Source organism: Humibacillus sp. DSM 29435, assembly GCF_001758225.1.
Lineage (GTDB): Bacteria > Actinomycetota > Actinomycetes > Actinomycetales > Dermatophilaceae > DSM-29435.
Genome location: NZ_MAST01000012.1, coordinates 422,877 through 445,372 on the forward strand (window position 1 = coordinate 422,877; position 22,496 = coordinate 445,372).

The 22,496-nt window shown below is 69.7% G+C and carries 21 protein-coding genes; 9 read left to right on the plus strand and 12 right to left on the minus strand.

Going from position 1 to position 22,496, the window contains the following annotated elements; genetic code table 11:
* Window positions 1-76: 76 nt before the first annotated feature.
* A complete protein-coding gene (locus BA895_RS11160) occupies window positions 77-916 on the plus strand; it encodes an enoyl-CoA hydratase/isomerase family protein (RefSeq protein ID WP_070192025.1) in 840 nt (279 codons plus the stop codon).
* 84 nt (window positions 917-1,000) lie between these two features.
* Here the strand turns inward: BA895_RS11160 and BA895_RS11165 are convergent, their stop codons facing one another.
* The 4 genes from BA895_RS11165 to dapE are packed head-to-tail and all read right to left on the minus strand — an operon-like array spanning window position 1,001 to window position 4,690.
* Window positions 1,001-2,248, minus strand: coding sequence for a hypothetical protein (locus tag BA895_RS11165; RefSeq protein WP_254666425.1), 1,248 nt, complete (start codon window positions 2,246-2,248; stop codon window positions 1,001-1,003).
* Window positions 2,249-2,267: 19 nt separating this feature from the next.
* Window positions 2,268-2,774, minus strand: a complete 507-nt coding sequence (locus BA895_RS24445; protein ID WP_254666426.1) for a DivIVA domain-containing protein — start codon at window positions 2,772-2,774, stop codon at window positions 2,268-2,270.
* Complete coding sequence (locus tag BA895_RS11175; RefSeq protein WP_070192026.1) at window positions 2,771-3,526, minus strand: TIGR00730 family Rossman fold protein; 756 nt, start codon at window positions 3,524-3,526, stop codon at window positions 2,771-2,773. The genes BA895_RS24445 and BA895_RS11175 overlap by 4 nt, the downstream gene beginning before the upstream one ends.
* Before the next feature lie 21 nt (window positions 3,527-3,547).
* On the minus strand, window positions 3,548-4,690 hold the full coding sequence (gene dapE / locus BA895_RS11180; protein ID WP_070191930.1) for a succinyl-diaminopimelate desuccinylase: 1,143 nt from the start codon (window positions 4,688-4,690) through the stop codon (window positions 3,548-3,550).
* Window positions 4,691-4,858: 168 nt separating this feature from the next.
* On the opposite strand from dapE, the gene dapD reads away from it, so the two are divergent.
* Together dapD and BA895_RS11190 are read left to right on the plus strand one after the other, a co-directional pair.
* Entirely contained in the window at window positions 4,859-5,791 is a 933-nt protein-coding gene (gene dapD / locus BA895_RS11185; protein WP_070191931.1) for a 2,3,4,5-tetrahydropyridine-2,6-dicarboxylate N-succinyltransferase, read from the plus strand.
* Window positions 5,792-5,813: 22 nt separating this feature from the next.
* Window positions 5,814-6,695 carry a hypothetical protein gene (locus BA895_RS11190; RefSeq protein WP_254666427.1) on the plus strand — a complete coding sequence of 294 codons (882 nt, stop codon included), beginning with the start codon at window positions 5,814-5,816 and terminating at the stop codon, window positions 6,693-6,695.
* Window positions 6,696-6,867: 172 nt separating this feature from the next.
* Here the strand turns inward: BA895_RS11190 and BA895_RS11195 are convergent, their stop codons facing one another.
* The 3 genes from BA895_RS11195 to fdxA all read right to left on the minus strand — a co-directional run bounded on the left by BA895_RS11195 (window position 6,868) and on the right by fdxA (window position 9,840).
* Window positions 6,868-8,136 carry a citrate synthase gene (locus tag BA895_RS11195; RefSeq protein WP_070192028.1) on the minus strand — a complete coding sequence of 423 codons (1,269 nt, stop codon included), beginning with the start codon at window positions 8,134-8,136 and terminating at the stop codon, window positions 6,868-6,870.
* A 215-nt stretch (window positions 8,137-8,351) separates the two neighbouring features.
* Window positions 8,352-9,482, minus strand: coding sequence for a succinyldiaminopimelate transaminase (gene dapC / locus BA895_RS11200; RefSeq protein ID WP_254666436.1), 1,131 nt, complete (start codon window positions 9,480-9,482; stop codon window positions 8,352-8,354).
* A gap of 31 nt (window positions 9,483-9,513) precedes the next feature.
* Window positions 9,514-9,840 carry a ferredoxin gene (fdxA, locus tag BA895_RS11205; RefSeq protein ID WP_070191932.1) on the minus strand — a complete coding sequence of 109 codons (327 nt, stop codon included), beginning with the start codon at window positions 9,838-9,840 and terminating at the stop codon, window positions 9,514-9,516.
* 120 nt (window positions 9,841-9,960) lie between these two features.
* Here fdxA and BA895_RS11210 point away from each other — a divergent pair, with 120 nt between their 5' ends.
* Window positions 9,961-11,049: a GNAT family N-acetyltransferase gene (locus BA895_RS11210; RefSeq protein WP_254666428.1), complete on the plus strand. Its 1,089-nt coding sequence runs from the start codon at window positions 9,961-9,963 to the stop codon at window positions 11,047-11,049.
* A gap of 22 nt (window positions 11,050-11,071) precedes the next feature.
* On the opposite strand, the gene mshB is transcribed toward BA895_RS11210, so the two are convergent.
* From mshB to BA895_RS11235, 5 genes are all read right to left on the minus strand, one after another.
* Window positions 11,072-11,953, minus strand: a complete 882-nt coding sequence (gene mshB, locus BA895_RS11215; protein WP_070191934.1) for an N-acetyl-1-D-myo-inositol-2-amino-2-deoxy-alpha-D-glucopyranoside deacetylase — start codon at window positions 11,951-11,953, stop codon at window positions 11,072-11,074.
* A gap of 40 nt (window positions 11,954-11,993) precedes the next feature.
* Window positions 11,994-13,892, minus strand: coding sequence for a translational GTPase TypA (typA, locus tag BA895_RS11220; protein WP_070192030.1), 1,899 nt, complete (start codon window positions 13,890-13,892; stop codon window positions 11,994-11,996).
* Between the two features lie 142 nt (window positions 13,893-14,034).
* Window positions 14,035-14,514 (minus strand): metallophosphoesterase family protein, encoded by a 480-nt coding sequence (locus tag BA895_RS11225; protein ID WP_254666429.1) that lies wholly within the window; start codon window positions 14,512-14,514, stop codon window positions 14,035-14,037.
* Between the two features lie 8 nt (window positions 14,515-14,522).
* On the minus strand, window positions 14,523-15,515 hold the full coding sequence (locus BA895_RS11230) for an NAD-dependent epimerase/dehydratase family protein (RefSeq protein WP_070191936.1): 993 nt from the start codon (window positions 15,513-15,515) through the stop codon (window positions 14,523-14,525).
* A gap of 63 nt (window positions 15,516-15,578) precedes the next feature.
* The gene (locus tag BA895_RS11235) at window positions 15,579-16,067 is read right to left on the minus strand and encodes a (deoxy)nucleoside triphosphate pyrophosphohydrolase (RefSeq protein ID WP_083283220.1); all 489 of its coding nucleotides are present in this window, start codon (window positions 16,065-16,067) and stop codon (window positions 15,579-15,581) included.
* Window positions 16,068-16,221: 154 nt separating this feature from the next.
* Between BA895_RS11235 and BA895_RS11240 the strand changes: the two genes are divergently transcribed.
* The 5 genes from BA895_RS11240 to BA895_RS11260 all read left to right on the plus strand — a co-directional run bounded on the left by BA895_RS11240 (window position 16,222) and on the right by BA895_RS11260 (window position 22,424).
* Entirely contained in the window at window positions 16,222-16,551 is a 330-nt protein-coding gene (locus BA895_RS11240) for a 4a-hydroxytetrahydrobiopterin dehydratase (RefSeq protein ID WP_070191937.1), read from the plus strand.
* Window positions 16,552-16,751: 200 nt separating this feature from the next.
* Window positions 16,752-18,218 carry a hemolysin family protein gene (locus tag BA895_RS11245; RefSeq protein ID WP_083283221.1) on the plus strand — a complete coding sequence of 489 codons (1,467 nt, stop codon included), beginning with the start codon at window positions 16,752-16,754 and terminating at the stop codon, window positions 18,216-18,218.
* Entirely contained in the window at window positions 18,215-19,228 is a 1,014-nt protein-coding gene (locus tag BA895_RS11250) for a hemolysin family protein (RefSeq protein ID WP_070191938.1), read from the plus strand. Before BA895_RS11245 ends, BA895_RS11250 begins: the two co-directional genes overlap by 4 nt.
* 366 nt (window positions 19,229-19,594) lie before the next feature.
* On the plus strand, window positions 19,595-20,584 hold the full coding sequence (locus BA895_RS11255) for an ABC transporter permease (protein WP_070191939.1): 990 nt from the start codon (window positions 19,595-19,597) through the stop codon (window positions 20,582-20,584).
* Between the two features lie 52 nt (window positions 20,585-20,636).
* Window positions 20,637-22,424, plus strand: a complete 1,788-nt coding sequence (locus BA895_RS11260; RefSeq protein ID WP_070192032.1) for an ABC transporter substrate-binding protein — start codon at window positions 20,637-20,639, stop codon at window positions 22,422-22,424.
* Window positions 22,425-22,496: the final 72 nt, after the last annotated feature.

Here is a 22,496-nt window from a genome sequence, read left to right on the forward strand (position 1 = left end):
CCTAATCCGGGTACCCGTTCGGACAGGTCAGGGGGTGTTGCTTTCCTGGGGGCACCGGATGGGAGAGAGTGTCGACATGACCTCTGCCGCGCCCACAGACCCCGCCGCCGACCCCGTTCCCGTCGAGCGCGAGGCCTCGGTCGTCGTCGAGACGGCCGACGGCATCACCCGGGTTCGGCTGAACCGTCCCGACGCCATGAACAGCCTCGACCTCGAGCTCAAGACGGCCCTGCTGGCGGCGTTGCGCGACGCGGCACAGGATCCGGCCGTCCGCTGCGTCGTGCTCACCGGCACCGGGCGCGCCTTCTGCGTCGGGCAGGACCTCAAGGAGCACGTGCGGGGCCTCGCTCGGGCCGACCACACGCTGGGCACGACCGTGATGGAGCACTACAACCCGATCGTGCTGCTGCTCGCCACCATGAACAAGCCCGTGATCGCCGCCCTGGGTGGGGTGGCGGCCGGAGCGGGGCTCAGCTTCGCCCTCGCCTGCGACTTCCGCATCGCCGTCGAAGGCGCTGGCCTCAACACCTCGTTCGCCGGTATCGCCCTCTCCTGCGACTCAGGAGCGTCCTGGTCACTGCCGAGGCTGGTCGGCACGGCCAAGGCCAAGGAGCTGCTGCTCCTGCCGCGCACGGTTCCCGCCGACGAGGCCCTCGCGCTCGGGCTGCTGACGAAGGTCGTGCCCGCTGACGAGTTCGAGGCCGCGGTCGACGACCTCGCCCACCGGTTGGCCAACGGGCCGACGCTGGCCTACGGGTCGATCCGCCGTGCTGTCGCCTTCAGCGCAGCCGCGCCGCTCGCCGACGCCCTGGCCCACGAGGCCGAGCTGATGGCCTCCACCGGGGCGAGCGCCGACCACCGGGCCGCCGTCGACGCGTTCCTGGCCAAGCAGCAGCCCACCTACACCGGCACCTGAGCCTCCCCTCCCACCCGAAACCACACGGCATCCCGGATGCCGCTCACCTCCTTCCCCCGCGTGCCCGTGACCGACACGGGACCGTTACGGGGGGTAGTCGCTCGGCGGCACGAACCGCCAGAGCTCATCGGTCCACCAGTACTGGCCGATGACGAAGAGCACAAGCAGCGGAACAGCCCGCACGAGCAGGCGGGTCCAGCCGTTGCCGCGCCGGTCGGCCCAGCCGGCGCCGAGCACGACCACCAGCAACGGGAAGAGCGGTACGAGATAGCGGAAGATGCTGGTGAAGGGGTCGAGCACCGCACCGAGATAGGCCGGATAGGCGATCGACCACGTGCGCAGGTCGGCCCCCAGGTTCTTGGCCCACGGGCCGGCCACCATCGCGACCAGCACCAGCGGCACAACGACGAGCAGTAGCCGCCCGAGCTGCCCCCCGAAGTAGAGCTCCGCCTTGTCGAGCCACGGGGTGAAGGGCTTGACGGAGGCGTATCCGCGCCACGCCGCCATGGTGTCGGTGTAGGCCGTTGTGCTGCCGGTGCGAGCCCAGGCGACCGCCGGCCACAGCAGGCCCGCCACCCCGCACCCGACCAGGGAGGCCAGCATCGCCCCGTACTCGCGCCGCGCGATCGGCCGTTCGGCCCGTCGACGCCACCGAATCACGACCACGACCAGCGTGACCACCCCGAGCGGAACCCCGATCGGTCGGGACAGACCGAGCAGCACGGCGACGACCGTGGCCACGAGCCAGCGCTCCCGCGACAGGGCGTAGAGGTAGCCCACGAGTACCAGCATCGCGAGCGACTCGGAGTAGGCCAGCTGCAGCGTGACCGAGGCCGGGAAGCTGGCCCACAGCACGAGCACACAGTAGGTGGCCGCGTCGCCGATGCGCGGGCGGAGCAGCAACGCCATGAGCACGGCCGCCCCGAACCCGCAGAGCAGGGCGACCATGGAGCCCGCGACGGGGAACGAGACGCCGGTGACCGACATGACGAGCCGGGCGAGAGCCGGGAACAGCGGATAGAAGGCCCACGGGTTCTCGCCGACCTGGCCGGTGTCGTTGACGGGCAGCACGCTGGGGTAGCCGCCCTCTGCGATGCGCTGGTACCACTGGCCGTCCCAGAGGGCCGTGAAGTTCCAGTAGGTGACGGGGAGGTCGTCGCCCCCCGTCATGCCCGTGGGCACCTGATGCTGCATCACGACGAAGAGGATCGTCGTCGTGATGATGCGACAGAGGGCATACAGCCCGACCACCCAGACGATGAACACCCTCGGCGATACCGGTAGGCGGCCGGCGGGGCCTGCCCTGACGTCAGTGTTCGCCGTGCTGGTCATGTTGCTCGTCACGGCGCGCTCACGCGGAGGGTTCGGAGCGGTGCCGCTGCTCGGTTTGCCCGTCGCTCGGCAGCGCTTCTCTTGGCTGCCCGTCGCTCGGCAGCGCTTCACTCGGCTGCTCGACGACCAACTGCTCGACGACCAGCTCGACCGGGCCCTCGGCATCCGTCTGCGTCGTCTCTGCCGACCGGCCGGGATGCGACTCGGTACCGGCCGGGGCCGGGGCCACGTCACCGGGCGTCAGCGGTCGGGGGTCACCCCGCAGCACGGCGATCTGTTCGTCCTTCTCGCGCAGCTCGCGACGCAGCCGGTCGACGACCCCGTCGACCTGGCTCATCCGGTAGCCGCGCAGTCCCACGTCGAAGCGCAGCTCGTCGAGGTCGGGGTCGCGTAGCTCGTCGTCGGGCAACGGTTCGTGGCTCAGGCTCGAGGTGGCCCGGCCCATGCCTCCGCCGACGAGCCCCAGCACCAGGGCCACGACGAAGCAGACGACGACGACCCCGACCAGCAGCACGAACCACTTCACGACCGGCGTCCGTTCGTGCGGGCGTGGCTGATCAGCGCGACGGCCTCCGCCACGTCGTCGGTCAGCACGAGACGTTCGAGATCGTCAGGGCTGATCATGCCGGCCGCCATGACCGTGTCGCGTAGCCAGTCGATCATCCCGCCCCAGTACTCCGTGCCCAGCAGCACGACGGGAAAGCGGGTCACCTTCTGGGTCTGGGCCAGTGTGACGGCCTCGAACAGCTCGTCCAGGGTGCCGAACCCACCCGGCAGCACGATGAAGCCCTGCGAGTACTTGACGAACATCGTCTTGCGGGCGAAGAAGTAGCGAAAGTTCACACCGAGGTCGACGTACTCGTTGAGACCGGTCTCGAAGGGCAGCTCGATACCGAGGCCGACCGAGACGCCTCTCGCCTCGAGGGCTCCCTTGTTCGCCGCCTCCATGGCGCCTGGTCCGCCTCCGGTGATGACGGCATAACCCGCCTCGACCAGCAGCTGGGCCACTTCGAACCCACGCTGGTAGTTCGGGTCATCGCGCTTCGTGCGCGCGGAGCCGAACACGGCAACGGCCGGCCCGAGGTCGGCCAGGGCACCGAAACCCTCGACGAACTCGGACTGGATGCGCATCACCCGCCACGGGTCGGTGTGCACCCAGTCGGCGTCGGAGGAGTTGGCCAGCAGGCGTTGGTCGGTCGTGGTGGCCGGCACCTGGCCCCGGCGCAGGGTGACCGGACCGGTCTGACGCCGGTTCGTGTTCACCTTGCCGGCTGGCATGTCGTCGCTCACACGGCCACCTTAGGTCGCAGCGGGCCCGAGCCAGCGCAGCAGTGCGGCTTCGGCGTCGGAGTACTGCTGCACGGGGCAGCGCTCATCGTCCATGTGGGCCAGGTTGGGGTCGCCGGGCCCGTAGTTGACGGCCGGGATGCCGAGAGCCGAGAACCGGGCCACATCGGTCCAGCCCTCCTTCGGCCCCACCTCGACCCCGAGGGCCTCGACGAAATGCTGCGCCGCCGGCAGGTTGAGGCCGGGGCGAGCGCCGTCGGCCGCGTCGGCGAGCGTGACCTCGAAGCCCTCGAAGACGTCCTGCACGTGGGCCAGCGCCTCCGCGGTGTTCTTGTCGGGCGCGTAGCGGTAGTTCACGGTGACGACGCACCGGTCGGGGATGACGTTGCCGGCGATGCCACCGCTGATGCCGACCGCCTGCAGAGCCTCGTGGTATTCGAGCCCGTCGACGTGCACGGTCTTCTGGTCGTAGGCGGCGAGCCTGGTGAGCACCTCGGCGGCATCGTGGATGGCGTTGTGCCCCTTCCACGGGCGAGCCGAGTGCGAGGCCACACCCGTGGTGACGACCTCGACCCGCATCGTGCCCTTGCACCCCCCCTCCACCGCGCCGTTGGTCGGCTCGAGCAGCACCGCGAAGTCACCGGCGAGCAGCTCGGGGCTGGTCTCACCGATGCGGGCGAGCCCGTTGAACTCGCCGTCGATCTCCTCGCACTCGTAGAAGAGGAAGGTGACGTCGCGCCGCGGCTCCGGCTGCCGGGACACCTCGGCGGCGAGGCGCAGCATCACCGCGACGCCCCCCTTCATGTCGACCGTGCCACGGCCCCACAGCTGCCCGTCGGAGAGGCGGGTCGGCAGGTTGGGCCCGGTCGGCGCTGACGTCAACGGAACCGTGTCGATGTGCCCGGCCAGCACGACCCGCTCGTCTCGACCCAGGTCGGTGCGTGCGATGACCGTGTCGCCGTCGCGTAGCACCTCGAGTCGGGGAAGCGCTCGCAGCGCCGCCTCGATGGCGTCGGCCAGGGCGGCCTCGTTACGGCTCACCGACTCGATGTCGCAGATCGTGGCCGTCAACGTGACGACATCAGCCGCGAGGTCGAGAGCTCGGTCGGATGAAGCGGCGGCGGAGACGTCTGGGGCGGCATCGCTGGAGGGCATACCGCGAAGGCTATCGGCCGCCCACCCCAGTCGAGTGGCCACTTCCGTACAGACGAGTGGCCACTTCCGTACACACGAGCGGCCATACCGAGGCCGACCAAGCGCGCCGAGCCGCGGCCCCATGGACGTGAGTTCGCTCCTCGCGCGTCCGCCTCTAGCCTTGTCACCATGTCGGAGCAGCGCAGAGCCTGGGGATACGGACTGACCACCGTCGCGACGAGCGGCCAGGTGCTCGACACCTGGTTTCCCGCGCCGCTGCTCGGCGAGCGGCCGGGGCACGCCGCTCCCCCGAGTGGGCTCGCGGCGCTCGCGACCCCCGATGAGCTGCGGGGGGTCACCGCCGAGGTGCGACTGGTCGAGATCGACCTGGGTGCCGCCCCCGCCGACGCGCCTGACGCCTACCTGCGCCTGCACCTGCTGTCGCACTGCCTCGTGGTGCCGAACTCGATCAACCTCGACGGCCTTTTCGGCACGCTCCCGAACGTCGTGTGGACCAGCGCCGGTGCCTGCCCCGTCGAGGGCTTCGAGACGACCCGCCTGCGGCTACGCGCTCGGGGCCACGTCGCGGTCTACGGGGTCGACAAGTTCCCGCGGATGACCGACTTCGTCGTGCCGGCCGGCGTGCGCATCGCCGACGCCGACCGAGTGCGGCTCGGCGCGCACCTGTCTCCCGGTACCACCGTGATGCACGAGGGCTTCTGCAACTTCAACGCCGGCACGCTGGGCACCTCGATGGTCGAAGGACGCATCGTGCAGGGTGTCGTGGTGGGCGACGGCTCCGACATCGGGGCGGGGGCCTCGATCATGGGCACCCTCTCTGGCGGGGGAACGGAACGCGTCGTCATCGGCGAGCGTTGTCTGGTCGGAGCCAACGGTGGCATCGGTATCGCTCTGGGCGATGACTGCGTCGTCGAGGCAGGGCTCTACGTCACGGCGGGCACGAAGGTGACGCTGCCCGACGGTCGCGTCGTCAAGGCGCGGTCGCTCTCGGGGTCGAGCAACATCCTGTTCATCCGCAACAGCGTGACCGGTGCTGTCGAGGCTCGCGACCGGGCGGGTACGGGCATCACCCTCAACGCTGACCTCCACGCCAACGACTGAAACCCCGACCAGCTAGGAACCGATGAGCGACGCAGGACCCGGCCCGACCCTTGCGGAGTCACGCCGGCCCACCTCACGCCGTGCCATTCGGCGACGACGGGCCCTGCTCGCGGGCACCCTGGTGCTCGTGGCGCTCGTCGTGGCGATCGTCTACGGCGTCACGTCGCTGACGGCCTCGCTGCGCAGCCCGGAGTGCACCATCAACGCGGCCGGCATCACCGAGACCTTCGACCCCGACCAGACCGCCAACGCGGCCCTCATCGCGGCGATCTCGGTGAAACGAGGCCTCCCGTCGCGAGCGGCCACCATCGCGCTCACCACCGCCTTTCAGGAGTCGAAGATCCGCAACCTCAACTACGGCGACCGCGACTCCCTGGGCCTGTTCCAGCAACGGCCCAGCCAGGGCTGGGGCACCGCCGAGCAGATCCTCGACCCGGTGCACGCGACGAACGCGTTCTACGACGCGCTCGTGAAGTTCAAGGGCTACGAGAGCGCCGACATCACCACCATCGCGCAGAAGGTGCAACGGAGCGGGTACCCGGAGGCCTACCGCGACCACGAGGGCCAGGGCCGCGTGCTGGCCTCGACGCTCACGGGCTACTCCCCCGCCGGGCTCACCTGCCGACTCGACCCGGCGACCACCCACGCCACCTCCGCCGTGGTCAAGGCTGACCTGGCCGAGCAGATGGGGGTGACGTCCGCCGGCGCAGCAGACGGCATCCTCACGGTGACGGCAGGCGACGAACGCCGAGCCTGGGCGGTAGCGCACTGGGCGGTGGCGCGGGCCCAGGCCTACGGGGCCAGCAAGGTCACCATCGGCGCACGAGCCTGGGACCGCGGCGCCGGTGACGACGGGTGGTCGACCGGTCAGACCTCGCGAACCGTCACGATCACCCTGACCTGAGCAGGCGATCGTCCCGCACCACTGGCACCACTCCGCACCCTCGCGGGTGGGTGCCGGTGCGCCCAGTCGGTCGGAGTCGCATCGAGGTGCTGCGGCAGGTCGTGGCCCACCGACGCTTTCGGCACCGAACGAGTCGTTCGGTGCCGAAGGTCGCGGAGCGGGCCGGACTACGTCAGCTGGGGTAGTTGCGCTCGGGGGCGCCGGTGTAGATCTGCCGCGGACGACCGATCTTCGTCTCGGGGTCGGCCATCATCTCGCGCCACTGGGCGATCCAACCCGGCAGGCGCCCGATGGCGAACAGCACCGTGAACATCTTCGACTCGAAGCCCATGGCCTTGTAGATCAGGCCGGTGTAGAAGTCGACGTTCGGGTAGAGCTTGCGTTCGACGAAGTAGTCGTCGGCGAGAGCGATCTCCTCGAGGCCCTTGGCGATCTCGAGCAGCGGGTCGTTCTGACCGAGCTTCTCGAGGATGTCGTCGGCCGCCTTCTTGACGATCGCCGCGCGGGGGTCGTAGTTCTTGTAGACGCGGTGGCCGAAGCCCATGAGGCGAACACCGGCCTCCTTGTTCTTGATCTTCTCCATGAACTTCTTCGGGTCATCGCCCGACTCGCGCAGATCGCCCAGCATCTCGAGCACGGCCTGGTTGGCGCCGCCGTGCAGGGGCCCGGACAGGGCGTGGATGCCGGCCGAGACCGAGTTGAAGAGGTTCGCCTGGGCCGAGCCGACGAGCCGCACCGTCGAGGTCGAGCAGTTCTGCTCGTGGTCGGCGTGCAGGATGAAGAGCAGGTCGAGAGCCTTGGCGACCGTCGGGTCGACCTGGTACGACTCGGCCGGGTAGCCGAACGTCATCCGCATGAAGTTCTCGACGAGCGAGAGCGAGTTGTCGGGGTACATGTACGGCTGGCCGATGCTCTTCTTGTGGGCCATCGCGGCAATGGTCGGCACCTTGGCCAGCAGCCGAACGGTCGACATCTCGACCTGCTCGGCGTCGAAGGGGTCGAGGCTGTCCTGGTAGAAGGTGCCGAGCGCTGAGACCGCCGAGCTGAGCACCGGCATCGGGTGTGCGTCGCGCGGGAAGCCGTTGAAGAAGGTGCGCAGGTCTTCGTGCAGCATCGTGTGTCGGCGGATCCGCTCCTCGAACGCAGACAGCTCGTCAGCGGTCGGCAGCTCGCCGTAGATCAGCAGGTAGGAGACCTCGGTGAAGGTCGACTTCTCGGCCAGCTGCTCGATCGGGTAACCGCGGTAGCGCAGGATGCCGGCGTCACCGTCGATGTAGGTGATGTCGCTCTTGCACGCGGCCGTGTTCACGAAGCCCGCGTCGTAGGTGACCAGCCCGGTCTCCTTGAGCAGTGAGCCCACGGACAGTCCGTTGTTGCCGTCGACGGCCTCGACACCCTTGAAGGTGATCTCCTGGTCGGCGACCTTGACGGTCGCATCCACTGCCTTGGTCACTGGTTTCGCCTCCTCCGGCCCGGCACTGAGCGCCCGACCTTGTCGCGTGCGACGTTACCCCAGCACGGGGTCTCCCCGGAACGTGGGCCGCGTGTGGGACCCGTGTGCTCAGCCTGTGGACCGGCCCGCCTCGAACACCACGGTCTGGACGGCTGGTGTCTCAGCGCAGAACGGCGATCCGGCCTGCCACCGCGACCCTGCTGTCACGGGGCCAGCCGCCCACAGGCGGTGGCGATGCGCTCGTCGGTGGCGGTCAGGGCGATCCGCACGTGCCGCGTGCCGGCCCAACCGTAGAAGCTGCCCGGCGCTACGAGGATGCCGCGATCGGCCAGATCGGCGACGGTGTTCCAGCACTCCTCGTCGCGGGTCGCCCAGAGGTAGAGGCCCGCCTCGGAGTGCTCGACCCGCAGGCCGAACGCCTCGACGGCGGGGAGCAGCTGCTCACGCCGGCGACGGTAGGTCGCCCGCGAGACCTCGACGTGGGCGTCGTCACGCAGCGCCACGGCCATCGCCCGCTGAACCGGCGCGGGCATGATCATTCCGGCGTGCTTGCGCAGCTCGAGGATGCGGCCCACGAGCATGCGGTCGCCGGCGACGAGAGCGGCTCGGTAGCCGGCCAGGTTCGACTGCTTCGACAGGGAGTACACGGCCAACAGCCCGTCGTGACTGTCGCCACACACGTCGGGGTGCAGGATGCTCGGGGTGGCGGGCCCCCCGAGGTCGCCTGTCTCGTCCGGACGCCAGTCGAGCTCGGCGTAGCACTCGTCGCTCGCAACGACGACCCGGTGGCGGCGGGCCCATTCGACGACCTTGCGCAGGTGCGGCACGCCAAGCACCTGACCGTTGGGGTTGCCGGGGCTGTTGAGCCACAAGAGCTTTGGTGTGGTGGTGGCGGTCAGCGGGCCGAGGCTCGTCAACGACTGGGCCACGACCGACGAGGCCCCGGCCAGGCGAGCGCCGATGTCGTAGGTGGGGTAGGCGACGGCCGGGATGCCGACCAGGTCACCCGCTCCGAGGCCGAGCAGGGTGGGCAGCCACGCGACGAGCTCTTTGCTGCCGATCGTCGGCAGCACGGCGTCGGGGTGCAGACCGGGCACTGCCCGTCGTCGGGCGAACCACTCGCAGATGGCGGCGCGCAGATCGGCGGTGCCCGAGGTCAGCGGGTACCCGGGCGCATCAGCCGCGTCGACCAGCGCCCGTTGCACGACGTCGGGAGTCGGGTCGACCGGCGTTCCGACCGACAGGTCGACGATCCCCCCCGGGTGGGCACCCGCCCGCGCCTTGTAGGGGGCGAGGGAGTCCCAGGGAAAGTCGGGCAGCTCGAGAGGAGTCAGCCGAGAGGTCGCCGGGGAGGTCAGGGCAGTCTCACTCGTCGTGTTCCTGCGGCGGCAGAGCGAGGATGACGGCGTGGTCCTTGTCGATGATGCCGAGCTTGGCCGCGCCACCGGGGCTGCCGAGGTCGTTGAAGAACTCGACATTCGCGGTGTAGTAGTCGGCCCACTGCTCGGGCACGTCGTCTTCGTAGTAGATCGCCTCGACGGGGCAGACCGGCTCACAGGCACCACAGTCGACGCACTCGTCGGGGTGTATGTAGAGCGAGCGGTTGCCCTCGTAGATGCAGTCGACGGGACACTCTTCGATGCAGGCCCGGTCCTTGAGGTCGACGCACGGCTGGGCGATGACGTAGGTCATGAAGTACGGACCTCCTGCAGTGGCACTGCGGACGAGTGATGCTGGTGAATGATGGTGACGACGGTCGGGCCCCGCACACGAGTACGAGAGCGCCGTGGCGCACCACTTAGTATGCCGGACATGACCGGTGACCCCGTGCCCCACCCCACCGATGAGACGCCGAACGAGACGCCCGACAAGACGACGAGCGACCCGACACCCGGCCACCGGCTCTCGGCCGATCTCACTGTCGGCAGGCGGGTCGTCGTGCGCTACCGGCTCGCGGAGGGTTCGGCCGCGGGAGCGACCGACTTCGTCGGGGCGCTGGTCGCCCGCAACCACGACTTCCTCATCGTCGACACGAAGGCCGAGCGGGTGAAGCTGATCCGCTCCGAGGTCATCGCCGCCCGCGACGTGCCGCCGGCTGCGACGCGGTCGGGGCCGGCTCACCTCAGGGTCTCCGTCGACGACCTCGAGCGGGTGATGGCGACCGGGTGGCCGGCGGTCGACCGTGGCGGGCTCGGTGACTGGCAGCTGCGCTCGGCCGGTGGCTTTACCGGGCGGGCCAACTCGGTGCTGACCGTTGGCGATCCGAGCCTGCCCGTTGAGAAGGCCATCGACTTCTGCGAGAAGTGGTACGCCGACCGTGACTCGCCTGCCCTGTTCCAGGTCTCTGGTGAGGCGGGTTTCAGGGTTGCCGACCACATGGTCGGGTCGGCCCTGCTCGGGCGCGGTTACGTGGCCGGCGGTGGTCACCCCGACTGGGAGCGCATCCTGGTCATGACCGCCTCCGCCAAGAACGTGCCGCCCCTCACGACCGAGTCGGTGCCCGTGAACGCGGATGCCGTGCTGCGCCCCGACTGGCTGATGACCTACGGCGAGCAGCGTTCAGTGGTGCCGGGTGTCACCGAGTCGGTGCTCACCGGCAGCGCCGGCCAGCTCTTCCTCTCGGTGCGCGACGAGGCCAGCAACCGCATCGTCGGCGTCTCGCGGATGTCGATCAGCCCGGGCTGGGCCGGCATCTTCGCCGTCTGGGTGCATCCGGACCATCAGCGCCAGGGCATCGCCACCGCCATGACCTCCTCGATCGCCCTGGTGGCCAAGGAGAACAACATGGCGGCCATCTTCTTGCAGGTCGCGGCCGACAACCCCGGTGCCATCGCCTTCTACGAGCGCCTCGGCTTCGTCGTGCACCACGAGTACAGCTACCTGGGTCGAACCGACGGCTGACCCGGTAGCTGTCGTCAGGGTCTCAGTCGAGCAGGCCGCCGCGCTCGGTGGCGGGCGCACCCAGCGGCATCCAGCTGCGCGGTTCGACCCGGCGGTAGCCCTCGCGGTCGCTGCTGCGCGCGGCGATGAGGTTTGACAGGGCGTAGACGTCGTCACTGACGACGAGCACCTGGGTGGCGTGCGCACGCAACGCGTCGTTCTTGGCGGCGAGCGCGGCGCCGTCGTGCACCGCGTGGGTCACCTGCTCGTCGGCGACGACCGACCGCGGGAAGGGATCGTCAACGGCAGGGAGGGTGAGTGGCATCCCGGGCAGCCCGGATGCCGAAGGCGCAAGCGAGCGCACGAACGCGCGGTCTTCGCGCGCCCACGACACTGGGGTCAGGATCTCGAAGGTGCGACCCGGCAGGTCGGTGTCGGCGAGAGAGGCGAGCGCCGTTCGGGTCACCCGGTGGGTCTGCACGTGGTCGGGGTGCTCGTAGCCGCCGAAACGGTCGTAGGTCACCACGACGTCGGGGCGCAGGTCGCGCACGACGGTGGCCACCAGCTCGCCGGCCTCGTCGAGATCGGCATTGACGAAGGCCTCCAGGCGGGCCGCCGCGGCCGAGCCCACCATGCCCGAGTCGCGGTAGCGCGAGAGACGACCGCCACCGGCCCCGAGCACCCGTCCGGTGACCCCCAGCCGACGCAGCGCCTCGGTCAGCTCACCGTGCCGGTAGGGCCCGAGCGGGTCTCCGACCGCGCCCTCGAGGTGGCGCAGGTCGGGCGGGATGACCTCGCCCTCCTCACCGAGGGTGCAGGTGAGCACGTGCACGTCATCGCCACGGGCCACGTGGTGGGCCATGGCGATGCCGCACGTCAGCGTCTCGTCGTCGGGGTGGGCGTGGACGAAGAGAAGTTGGGACACGCGTCGATCCTCTCAGCCGCCCGCCCCGTGACGGGCCGGCTCAGCTTCCCGACTTGGCCGCCGACTTCGCTCGTGAGGCGGTGCGGCCGCGCACGGTGCCGTCGAGCACCAGCTTGCGGATGCGCACTGCCTCGGGCGTCACCTCGACACACTCGTCCTCGCGGCAGAACTCGAGGCTCTGCTCGAGGCTGAGCTTGCGCGGGGGCACGATCTTCTCGAAGTTGTCAGAGGAGGAGGCGCGCACGTTGGTGAGCTTCTTCTCCTTGGTGATGTTGACGTCCATGTCGTCGGCGCGCGAGTTCTCGCCGACGATCATGCCTTCGTAGACCTCGGTGGTCGGGTCGGTGAAGAGGGTGCCGCGCTCCTGCAGGTTGACCATCGCGTAGGCCGTGACGACGCCGCTGCGGTCGGAGACGAGCGAGCCGCTGGTGCGCGTCGTGATCGCGCCGTACCAGGGCTCGTAGCCTTCGAACACGTGGTGGGCGATGCCGGTGCCGCGGGTCTCGGTGAGGAACTCGGTACGGAAGCCGATCAGGCCTCGGCTCGGCACGAGGAACTCCATCCGGATCCAGCCGGTGCCGTGGTTGGTCATCTGCTCCATGCGGCCCTTGCGGGCGGCCATGATCTGGGTGATCGGGCCGAGGTACTCCTCCGGGGTGTCGATGGTCAGGCGCTCGACGGGCTCCTGCACCTTGCCATCGACCTCACGCGTCACGACCTGCGGCTTGCCGACGGTCAGCTCGTGACCCTCGCGGCGCATCTGCTCGACGAGGATGGCCAGGGCCAGCTCACCGCGGCCCTGCACCTCCCACGCGTCGGGGCGCTCGGTCGGCAGGATGCGCAGCGACACGTTGCCGACGAGCTCCTTGTCGAGGCGGTCCTTGACCATGCGGGCGGTGACCTTCGACCCGCGCACGCGGCCGACCATCGGGCTGGTGTTGGTGCCGATGGTCATCGAGATGGCCGGCTCGTCGACCGTGATGAGCGGCAGCGGGATCGGGTTCTCAGCGTCGGCGAGGGTCTCGCCGATCGTGATCTCGGGGATGCCGGCCACGGCGATGATGTCGCCCGGGCCGGCGCTTTCGGCGGGCTTGCGCTCGAGGGCCTCGGTCATGAGGAGCTCGGTGATCTTCACCCGCTGCTGGGTGCCGTCGTGGCGGCACCACATGACCTGCTGGCCCTTCTTGATCGTGCCGTTGAAGACGCGCAGCAGCGCGAGACGGCCGAGGAAGTTCGAGGCGTCGAGGTTGGTGACGTGGGCCTGCAGCGGCGCCTCGTCGTCGTAGGTCGGAGCCGGAATCGTCTCGAGGATGGTGGCAAACAGGGCCTCGAGGTCGTCTCCGTCGGGCATCCCACCGTCGTCGGGGCGCGTCATCGAGGCGCGGCCGGCTTTGGCCGACGCGTAGACGATCGGGAAGTCGATCTGCTCCTCGGTGGCGTCGAGGTCGAGGAAGAGCTCGTAGGCCTCGTCGACGACCTCGGCGATGCGCGAGTCGGGGCGGTCGACCTTGTTGATGCACAGGATGACCGGCAGGTGGGCGGCGAGCGCCTTGCGCAGCACGAAGCGGGTCTGGGGCAGCGGTCCCTCGGAGGCGTCGACGAGCAGCACCACCCCGTCGACCATCGACAGGCCGCGCTCGACCTCACCGCCGAAGTCGGCGTGACCGGGGGTGTCGATGATGTTGATGGTGACGCCGTTGGTGAGCCCACGGTCGGCAGCGGCCTTGCCCGTGTAGTGCACAGCGGTGTTCTTCGCGAGGATGGTGATGCCCTTCTCGCGCTCGAGGTCGCCGGAGTCCATCGCCCGTTCGTCGACGTGCTGGTGTTCGCCGAAGGCGCCGCTCTGCCAGAGCATCTTGTCGACGAGGGTGGTCTTGCCATGGTCGACGTGGGCGACGATGGCGACGTTGCGGATGTCCGCGCGGGTCTTCATGGGCATGAGATCCAGTGTCTCAGGCTTTTCGGGGGTGTTCGTACCACCGGGTCGGCACTCGACCGTGTGGAAGTGGCCACTCGACTGGGTGGGGAAGTCCACTCAAGCGTACGGAAGTGGCCACTCGACGGGGTGGGTGAGTGGCTGGTCAGGGCAGCGGAAGGATGTCGACGGACCGAAGGGCGCCGTCGTCGATCTGGAGCACACCGAGCGTGCGGCGGGGCTGACGTCGCTTGTCGGTGGGCGAGCCGGGGTTGAAGATGCGCACGCCCGCCTCGGTCAGGTCCATCGGGATGTGGGAGTGGCCGAACACGACGAGCTCGGCGGTCGGGAACCGCTTTCGCAGCCTCGCGGCCCGCCCTGGCGCCGGTCCGCTGTCGTGGACCATCGCGACCCGTAGCCCGGCCAGCTCGACCTCGAGCGTCTCCGTCGCGCCCCACTGCGCCACCTCGGGCAGGTCGTTGTTGCCCATGACGACTCGCACCGGAGCCCACTGCTCCAGGGCCGTCAGCACCGGGGCTGTGCACACGTCGCCGGCGTGCAGGATGAGGTCGGCCCCCTCGAGATGGGTCGCCACGGCATCCGGCACCCCCTTCCAGAAGCGAGGGCTGTGGGTGTCTGACAGCACGACCACCCTCATCCGCGGCGGCACTGCTCGACGAGGCGGCTCATCGTGGCATCGATGGTGGCGTCGACCTGCCGTCGGGCGGGGTCGGCGTCGAACCAGTCGACGATCTCGCTGGCGCCCCGGTGGAAGGGAACGGATGCCGTCCACCCCGGAACGAGGGCCTTGACCTTGCCGTTGTCGAAGACCATCGAATGCGACTTGTCGCCGAGCAGCCCTGCGCCCCAGTCGGGGTCGGCTTCGGCGATCGCATCGGAGGTCACGTGCACGAGTCGCGGTTCGACTCCGGCGGCCTGGGCCACAGCCTCGTAGACCTGGTTCCAGCTGAGCCACTCGTCGGAGGTGATGTGGAAGGCCTCGCCGATCGCCGCCGGGTGCCCGAGCAGGCCGACGAACGCGCGGGCGAAGTCGGTGTGGTGGGTCAGGGTCCACAGTGACGTGCCGTCGCCGTGCACGACGACCTCCGCGCCACGCCGCATCCGGTCGACGACGGTCCAACCACCGTCGAACGGAGGCGACGTGTGGTCGTAGGTGTGTGAGGGGCGCACGATCGTGACCGGCAGACCCTCGTCGCGGTAGAGACCCATGAGCAGGCCCTCGGCCGCGATCTTGCCCCTCGAGTAGGCCCAGAACGGGTTGCGCAGCGGGGTCGACTCGAGCACCGGCTGCCGTGCCGGGGGCGTCTGGTAGGCCGAGGCCGAGCTGATGAAGACGTACTGGCCCATCCGCCCCCGCAGCAGGTCGAGCCGGCCCTGCACGTCGCCCGGCCCGAAGGCGCGGAAGTCGGCCACGACGTCGAACTCGCGGTCGCCCACCGCCGCCGCGAACGAGGCCGGGTCATCGAGGTCCCCGGTCAGCAGCCGACATCCCTCGGGTGCCGGGCGGGTCTTCGAGAGGCCGCGCCCGAGCACGAAGACCTCCCAGCCCTGCTCGAGGGCGCGGGCCGTGCAGGCCGAGCTGATGATCCCGGTGCCGCCGAGGAACAGGACGGAGGGTGCGGGCATGGGATCTCCTCGTGGTGGTGGGGGTTCCGACGAGCCTGACACAGGCCGGATGCCGCCCGGGCGTCACTCGCCGGCGCGTAGCCGCACGCCCAGGGCGCGCACGACGGGCCCGTCGGCCGGCAGCCAACGAACGCTCTCGAGCTCGTCGAGCGGCAGCCAGCGCAGCTGGTCGTGGTCTTCGATCGGCGCAGGAACGCCCGCCGTGACCTCGGCGATCCAGACGATCATCTCGAAGCGGTCGCTGAGCGGCCAGGTGGCCCCGGGCAGCGGGCCGGGCAGCAGGGCGCCCACGCTGATCGACACCCCGAGCTCTTCGGCGACCTCCCGGTGCAACGCCGAGAGCGGGGACTCGCCCGGCTCGACCTTGCCGCCGGGAAGCTCCCAGCCGCCGGCGAGCGCGGGCGGCTCGGTGCGCCGGGCGGCGAGCAGCCGAGCCGGGCGGGCCAGGTCGTCGACGATGGCCGCTCCGACCACGAGGCGCACGGCATCCGTCAGCGACGGGTTCGGCGGCACTGACGGCGGCTCGGGTGCGGAGGCATCGTTGTCGGTCATCGGGAACGGATCGTGTCACACCCGCCCCGCGACGAGTCGAACGGCCAACGGCCGGCTACGGCCGCGGGGCGAGACGGCACACGCACCAGGAACCTGGCTGGCCGTCTGGGTCTCCAGACGGGACGGGGCGGCCGAGGCGGGGCATGCTGGAGGCATGACACGACTGCTGACCGAAGAGGAGATCGAGCGCCAGCTCGCCGACCTGCCCGACTGGAGGCGAGACCCGAACGCCTCCGACACCATCCGGGCCACGTTCACCGCCCCCGACTTCCCGGCCGGCATCCGCCTCGTGTCGGGGGTCGCCGACGCTGCCGAGCAGATGCAGCACCACCCCGACATCGACATCCGCTGGACGGCGGTGAGCTTCGCCCTCTCGACCCACTCGGAGGGCGGGCTGACCCAGAAGGACATCGAGCTGGCGCACCAGATCTCCCAGGAGGCACGGCGCCTGCGTGCTGAGCCCGGCCCGGCATCCGGCGGCTGACGTGCGCCGGTACAGCACGAGGCGCCGACGAGCACGATCGCCGAATGCGGTCGGCAGGTGAGCGTCCCCTAACATTGGCCCATGAGACCTGCCTGCCGTTCCGACTCCCCGGAGGGCCATAGTCCCGAGCCGGGCTGCCCCTGTGGCGCCCGGCTCCCCCAGCCTCGTCCCTGTCGCCGGGTACCAGCGGTGGGTCACGCGTGAGCATCGCCCTCGGAGTGCTGCTGATCCTGGCCCTGACGGCCGCCACCGGCTACTTCGTGGCGATGGAGTTCGCCTACGTGGCGGTCGACCGCAACGCCCTGGGCCAGCTGGCCGCCGGTGGTGACGAACCGGCCCGGCGAGCCCTCAAGGTCACCTCCTCCCTGTCGTTCACGCTGTCGGCCGCCCAGTTCGGCATCACCGTCACCGCGCTGCTCGTCGGCTACATCTCCGAGCCGCTCGTCGGGGTGGGCCTGGCCGAGCTGCTCGACCCGTCGCTGTCGTACGCCGCGCGGCTCAGCCTCTCGGTCACGCTCGTGCTGGTCTTCTCGACGGTCGTGCAGATGGTCTTCGGCGAGCTCGCGCCCAAGAACCTCGCGATCGCGCGCACGGTGCCCCTCGCCCGGGCCCTCAGCCGCTCGACCCTGATCTACCTGACGCTGTCCGGGCCGGTCGTGCGCCTGTTCGACCGGGCGTCGACGAGCCTGCTGCGCCGGGTCGGCATCGAACCCGTCGAGGAGCTCGAACAGGGCGCCACGGCTGACGACCTGACCCGCATCATCGGCGAGTCGCGCGGTCGGGGCCTGCTCGACGACGACCTCTCGGAGGCCCTCGAGGGCGGGCTGCGCTTTCGTGAGCTCGACGCCGGCGACGTCATGACCCCCCGGGTTCGAGTCACGACAGTGCGGGCCGACGAACCGCTCAGCCGCATCGTCGAGCTGCTCGACACCGGGTGGTCGCGCTTCCCCGTCACCGGAACCGACGGCGACGACATCGTCGGTGTGGCCGGGATCGCCGACGTGCTGAAGGTCGATCCCGACGAGCGGGCGAGCACGACCATCGGCTCGGTGATGCCGGAACCGACCGTCGTGCCGACCAGCGCCCCATTGACGCGTGTCCTCGACCAGATCCGGGCCGACCACCGGCAGCTGGCCGTCGTCGTCGACGAGCACGGTGGTTTCGCCGGCATCGTCACGTTCGAGGACATCGCCGAGGAGGTCGTCGGCGACATCCTCGACGAGGACGACAATGATGTGCCCACCGTCACGCCCGTCTCCGGCGATGCCTGGCTCGTGCTCGGACAGATGCGCCTCGACGAGCTCGAGACGGCCACGAGGGTGCGCCTCACCGCCGACGACGAGTTCTCCACGGTCAGCGGGCTCATCCTCGAGCTGCTCGGACGGGTCGTGCGGGCCGGAGACGTCGCACTGGCGCCCGGACACCGCGCGGTCGACGAGGGCGCGAGCACCTCGGTGGACGCCACGTCAGAGCCCCCGTCGCCTGCCAGCGCCTCTTCGCGCGAGCCCACCCGTCGCACACCGGTATCGGTGCGGCTCACCGTGGCCGAGGTCGACCGACACGTGCCCTCGTCGGTGCACGTCGAGGTGCTGAGTTCGTCGGCTGAGTCGAGCGATGCGTCGAGGATGAGCGCGCCGGCCGGTACCGACGACGAGGTGCGCCGATGATCGTCGCGCTGACCCTCTCCGTCGTGCTGCTCGTGCTCAACGCCTTCTTCGTGGCGGCCGAGTTCGCCCTCATCGCCAGCAAACGACACCGCCTCGAGGTGCTCGCCGAGGGAGGCAGCCGGGCCGCCGCCGCTGCCGTCAACGGCAGCCGCGAGCTATCGCTCATGCTCGCCGGCGCCCAGCTCGGCATCACCTTGTGCACGCTCGGTCTCGGCTCGGTCGCCAAGCCGGCCGTGGCCGACCTGTTGGATCCGGTGCTGACCTTCCTCCGGTTGCCCGAGGCTGCGGCCTCCGTGGTGGCCATCGCGCTGGCCGTGGGCATCGTGGTGTTCCTGCACATGGTCGTCGGCGAGATGGCCCCGAAGTCGTGGGCCATCTCTCACCCCGAACGGTCGGCGGTGCTGCTCGCGCTGCCCTTCCGTGGGTTCGCTCAGGTGGCCCGCCCGGTGCTCAGCCTGCTCAACGCGATGGCCAACGGCTGTCTGCGCCTGGTGGGCGTCGAGCCCCAGAACGAGCTCGCGCAGGTGCACGGACCCAAGGAGCTCGCGCTGCTCATCGGCAGCGCCCGTGACCACGGCATGCTCGCCGAGCCCGAGCACCGCGTGCTCGCGGGCGCGATCGACCTCGACACCCTGACCCTGCGCACCGTCATGGTGCCGCTCGACCGGGCCGTCGGGCTGTCCGGCACCGCCACGTGCAGCGAGGCGGAGGCCCTCTCGCGTGACTCGGGTCGCTCGCGACTCGTCGTCGGTGACGCAGGCCGCCTGATCGGCATCGCCCACGTGCGCGACGTGGTGCGCACGTCTCGCTCGGCGCCGGTGTCCTCTGTCGCGTCGCCTGCCCTTCGCCTCGACGTCGACCTCTCGCTGCTCGACGCCCTGAGCGTCATGCGGGCCGAACGGGCCCAGCTCGCGCTCGTGGTCGATGCCGGCGGCGAGGTCGGTCTGGTCTCGATGGAGGACCTCCTCGAGCGGGTGCTCGGCCAGTTCGACGACGAGACCGACGCCTGAGACGCCACCGCGCGGCATCCAGCGGCATCCAGCGGCATCCAGCGGCGTTCACGGGCGGAACCGGGCCACGGCGCGGTGCCGTCGGGCCGGCCGTGCGGCCCGCTTTCGGATGCCGTCACTCGCGGGACGACACGCCGAACCCGGACGACCTCCCGCGATCAGGGCCACCTGACCGGAAAATCTCCTCCGAGTCACGATTTGGCCAAAGAGGTTGCCCACGGCCCCTGTGCACTGAAAGATGGGGCAGCACCGTCGCGGGGGGCGGCAAGGCGGTGTTGCTCAGGTTGTCGCCAGCCCGTGCAGCACCAGCCACCACAGCCCGTCAGAGGGCCAGCCCCACCGCACATCATCCGGAGGTGACCCAACGTGAGCGTTCCACCGGAGATGGACACCTCCACGATGGCGCCACCGGAGGCGGTGCTCGAGGGGGCCGGGCGCATCCAGGGCCGTTCGCTCGGGCAGATCGCGTGGATGCGCCTCAAGCGCGACAAGGTGGCACTGGCCGGGGGGTTGTTCGTCATCTTCCTCGTGCTCTGTGCCGTCTTCGCACCGTTCATCGTGGGCGTGCTGGGCCACGACCCGAACGAGTTCCACCAAGACCTCGTCGACGCCGACCTGGGCGTCCCGACCGCGCCGTTCGGTGGTGTGTCCCGGGACTTTCTCTTCGGACTGGAGCCGGTCAACGGCCGTGACCTGTTCAGCCGGGTGCTCTACGGCTCACAGATCTCGCTGCTCATCGCCTTTCTCGCCACCCTGCTCTCGGTGGCCATCGGCACCACCATGGGTGTCATCGCCGGGTACTTCGGCGGGGCGGTCGACACCCTGATCAGCCGCACGATGGACATCTTCCTCGCCTTCCCGCTGCTCGTCTTCGCGCTCGCCCTGGCCGGCGTCATTCCCGACTCGGCCTTCGGGCTGCAAGGCGATGCCCTGCGAATCGCCGTCATCATCTTCATCATCGGCTTCTTCAACTGGCCCTACGTCGGCCGCATCGTGCGCGGCCAGACCCTGTCGTTGCGCGAGCGCGAGTTCGTCGATGCGGCCCGCAGCCTCGGTGCGCGCACGCCCTACATCCTGTCCAAAGAGCTCTTGCCCAACCTCATCGCGCCGATCCTGGTCTACGCCACCCTGCTCATCCCCTCGAACATCCTCTTCGAGGCGGCCCTGTCGTTCCTCGGCGTGGGGGTGCAACCGCCCCGGGCCTCATGGGGTGGCATGCTCGCCGACGCCGCGAAGTGGTACCAGACCGACCCGTGGTTCATGCTGCCGCCGGGCCTGGCCATCTTCTTCACCGTGCTGGCCTTCAACCTCTTCGGGGACGGCCTACGTGACGCCCTCGACCCCCGGTCTCGGTAACCTCCGCGACCAGCACCACCGCACCACCCGAATGCAAGGAGCGCAACCACCCATGAAGAACACCCGCATCCTGGCGCTGGCCGCGGCCACCGCCCTGGCCCTGGGGCTGTCCGCCTGCGCGAACAACACCGGCTCCCCCGGTGGCACCGGCACGGGCGGTGGCGGAGGCGGTGGCAGCAACGCTGCCGCGCCGGTCGCCGACGCGGCCATCGGCAAGATCTTCAACGCCTCCGACGCCAAGGGCGGCACACTGCGGTTCGGAATGGCCGGTGACTACGACTCCGTCGACCCCGGTGACACCTACTACGGCCTCTCGTGGAACTTCCTGCGCAACTACGCCCGCACCCTGGTCGTCTTCAAGGCGGGCCCCGGCGCCGAGGGCACCAAGCTCGTGCCCGACCTCGCGACCTCCCTCGGCAAGCCGAGCGACAACAACAAGACGTGGACCTACACGCTGCGCGACGGCATCAAGTTCGAGGACGGCTCACCGATCACGAGCAAGGACATCAAGTACGCCGTCGCCCGCTCGCTCGACAAGGACACCTTCCCGAACGGGCCCACCTACTTCAACGACTTCCTCGCCGACGTCCCCACGGGCTACTCGGTCTACAAGGACAAGAACCTCGATGACCTCAAGTCGATCGAGACCCCTGACGCCAAGACGATCGTCTTCAAGCTGAAGACGGGCTTCTCGGGCTTCGACTACTTCGCGCAGCTGCCGCAGACGGCGCCGGTCCCGGTCGCCAAGGACACCGGCACGAAGTACAAGGAGACCGTCGTCTCGAGCGGCCCGTACAAGTTCACCAAGTACCAGTCGGGCAAGCGCTACGAGCTCGACCGCAACCCCAACTACGACCCGGCCACCGACCCCGATTCGGGCCGCAAGGCGCTACCGAACAACATCACGGTCGAGCTCGGCCTCAACGCCGCCGACGTCGACCAGCGACTGCAGGCCGGCGACCTCGACGTCGACCTGGCCGGCACTGGGGTGCAGGCCGAGTCGCAGGGCAAGATCCTCGGCGACCCGACCCTGAAGGCGAAGACCGACAACGCCTCCGCCGCTCGCACCTGGTTCACGGTGATCAACTCCGACGTGCCCCCGCTCGACAACGTCGACTGTCGCAAGGCCGTGGTGATGGCCTACGACAAGACGGGCTACCAGCGGGCCTACGGCGGCAAGACCGGTGGCGACATCGCCACCTCGCTCATGCCGCCCATCATTCCCGGTCACGTCGACATGGACCTCTACAACTTCAAGGCCAACCCGCAGGGTGACGTGGCGGGCGCCAAGGCCGAGCTGACCAAGTGTGGCCAGCCGAACGGTTTCGCCATGAACGTCTCCTACCGGGCTGAGCGGCCCAAGGAGAAGGCGACGGCGGAGTCGCTGCAGCAGGCGCTGGCCAAGGTCGGCATCACGTTGACCATCAAGCCGTACCCGACCGCCGACTACACCAAGCTCTACGCCGGCAAGCCCGACTACGCCAAGGCCAACAAGCTCGGCCTCATCGTCTACGGCTGGGGCGCCGACTGGCCCGACGGTTTCGGCTTCCTCAGCCAGATCGTCGACAGCCGCGTCATCCGCCCGTCCGGCAACACCAACCTCGGCATCAAGATCCCCGCGGTCGACAAGCTCATCGACCAGGCGCTGGCCGAGAACGACGCGGCCAAGCGTGACGCCATCTGGGGCAACGTCGACAAGACCGTGATGGAGAACGCCGCCGTCATCCCGGGTGTCTGGAGCAAGGGGCTGCTGTTCCGCCCCGAGAACCTGACCAACGTGTTCGTCAACGACGGCTTCGGGCAGTACGACTACGCCGCCATGGGAACGTCGAGGAAGTAGCGCTCCCGACGCCCTGACCGTTCCCGCCCACCTGAGAGAAGGTGAACGCGCGGGAGGGGCGGTGGCCGATCG

What these genes read in the sequence shown, in the direction of transcription:
- BA895_RS11165 (WP_254666425.1), bottom strand. Translation starts at nt 2,248, where the DNA reads ATGACCAGCACGGCGAACACTGACGTCAGGGCAGGCCCCGCCGGCCGC.
- typA (WP_070192030.1), bottom strand. Translation starts at nt 13,892, where the DNA reads ATGCCCATGAAGACCCGCGCGGACATCCGCAACGTCGCCATCGTCGCC.
- BA895_RS11160 (WP_070192025.1), top strand. Translation starts at nt 77, where the DNA reads ATGACCTCTGCCGCGCCCACAGACCCCGCCGCCGACCCCGTTCCCGTC.
- BA895_RS11235 (WP_083283220.1), bottom strand. Translation starts at nt 16,067, where the DNA reads ATGACCGACAACGATGCCTCCGCACCCGAGCCGCCGTCAGTGCCGCCG.
- BA895_RS11210 (WP_254666428.1), top strand. Translation starts at nt 9,961, where the DNA reads ATGACCGGTGACCCCGTGCCCCACCCCACCGATGAGACGCCGAACGAG.
- BA895_RS11250 (WP_070191938.1), top strand. Translation starts at nt 18,215, where the DNA reads ATGATCGTCGCGCTGACCCTCTCCGTCGTGCTGCTCGTGCTCAACGCC.
- dapE (WP_070191930.1), bottom strand. Translation starts at nt 4,690, where the DNA reads ATGCCCTCCAGCGATGCCGCCCCAGACGTCTCCGCCGCCGCTTCATCC.
- BA895_RS11260 (WP_070192032.1), top strand. Translation starts at nt 20,637, where the DNA reads ATGAAGAACACCCGCATCCTGGCGCTGGCCGCGGCCACCGCCCTGGCC.
- BA895_RS11175 (WP_070192026.1), bottom strand. Translation starts at nt 3,526, where the DNA reads ATGCCAGCCGGCAAGGTGAACACGAACCGGCGTCAGACCGGTCCGGTC.
- dapD (WP_070191931.1), top strand. Translation starts at nt 4,859, where the DNA reads ATGTCGGAGCAGCGCAGAGCCTGGGGATACGGACTGACCACCGTCGCG.
- BA895_RS11230 (WP_070191936.1), bottom strand. Translation starts at nt 15,515, where the DNA reads ATGCCCGCACCCTCCGTCCTGTTCCTCGGCGGCACCGGGATCATCAGC.
- BA895_RS11190 (WP_254666427.1), top strand. Translation starts at nt 5,814, where the DNA reads ATGAGCGACGCAGGACCCGGCCCGACCCTTGCGGAGTCACGCCGGCCC.
- BA895_RS11240 (WP_070191937.1), top strand. Translation starts at nt 16,222, where the DNA reads ATGACACGACTGCTGACCGAAGAGGAGATCGAGCGCCAGCTCGCCGAC.
- fdxA (WP_070191932.1), bottom strand. Translation starts at nt 9,840, where the DNA reads ATGACCTACGTCATCGCCCAGCCGTGCGTCGACCTCAAGGACCGGGCC.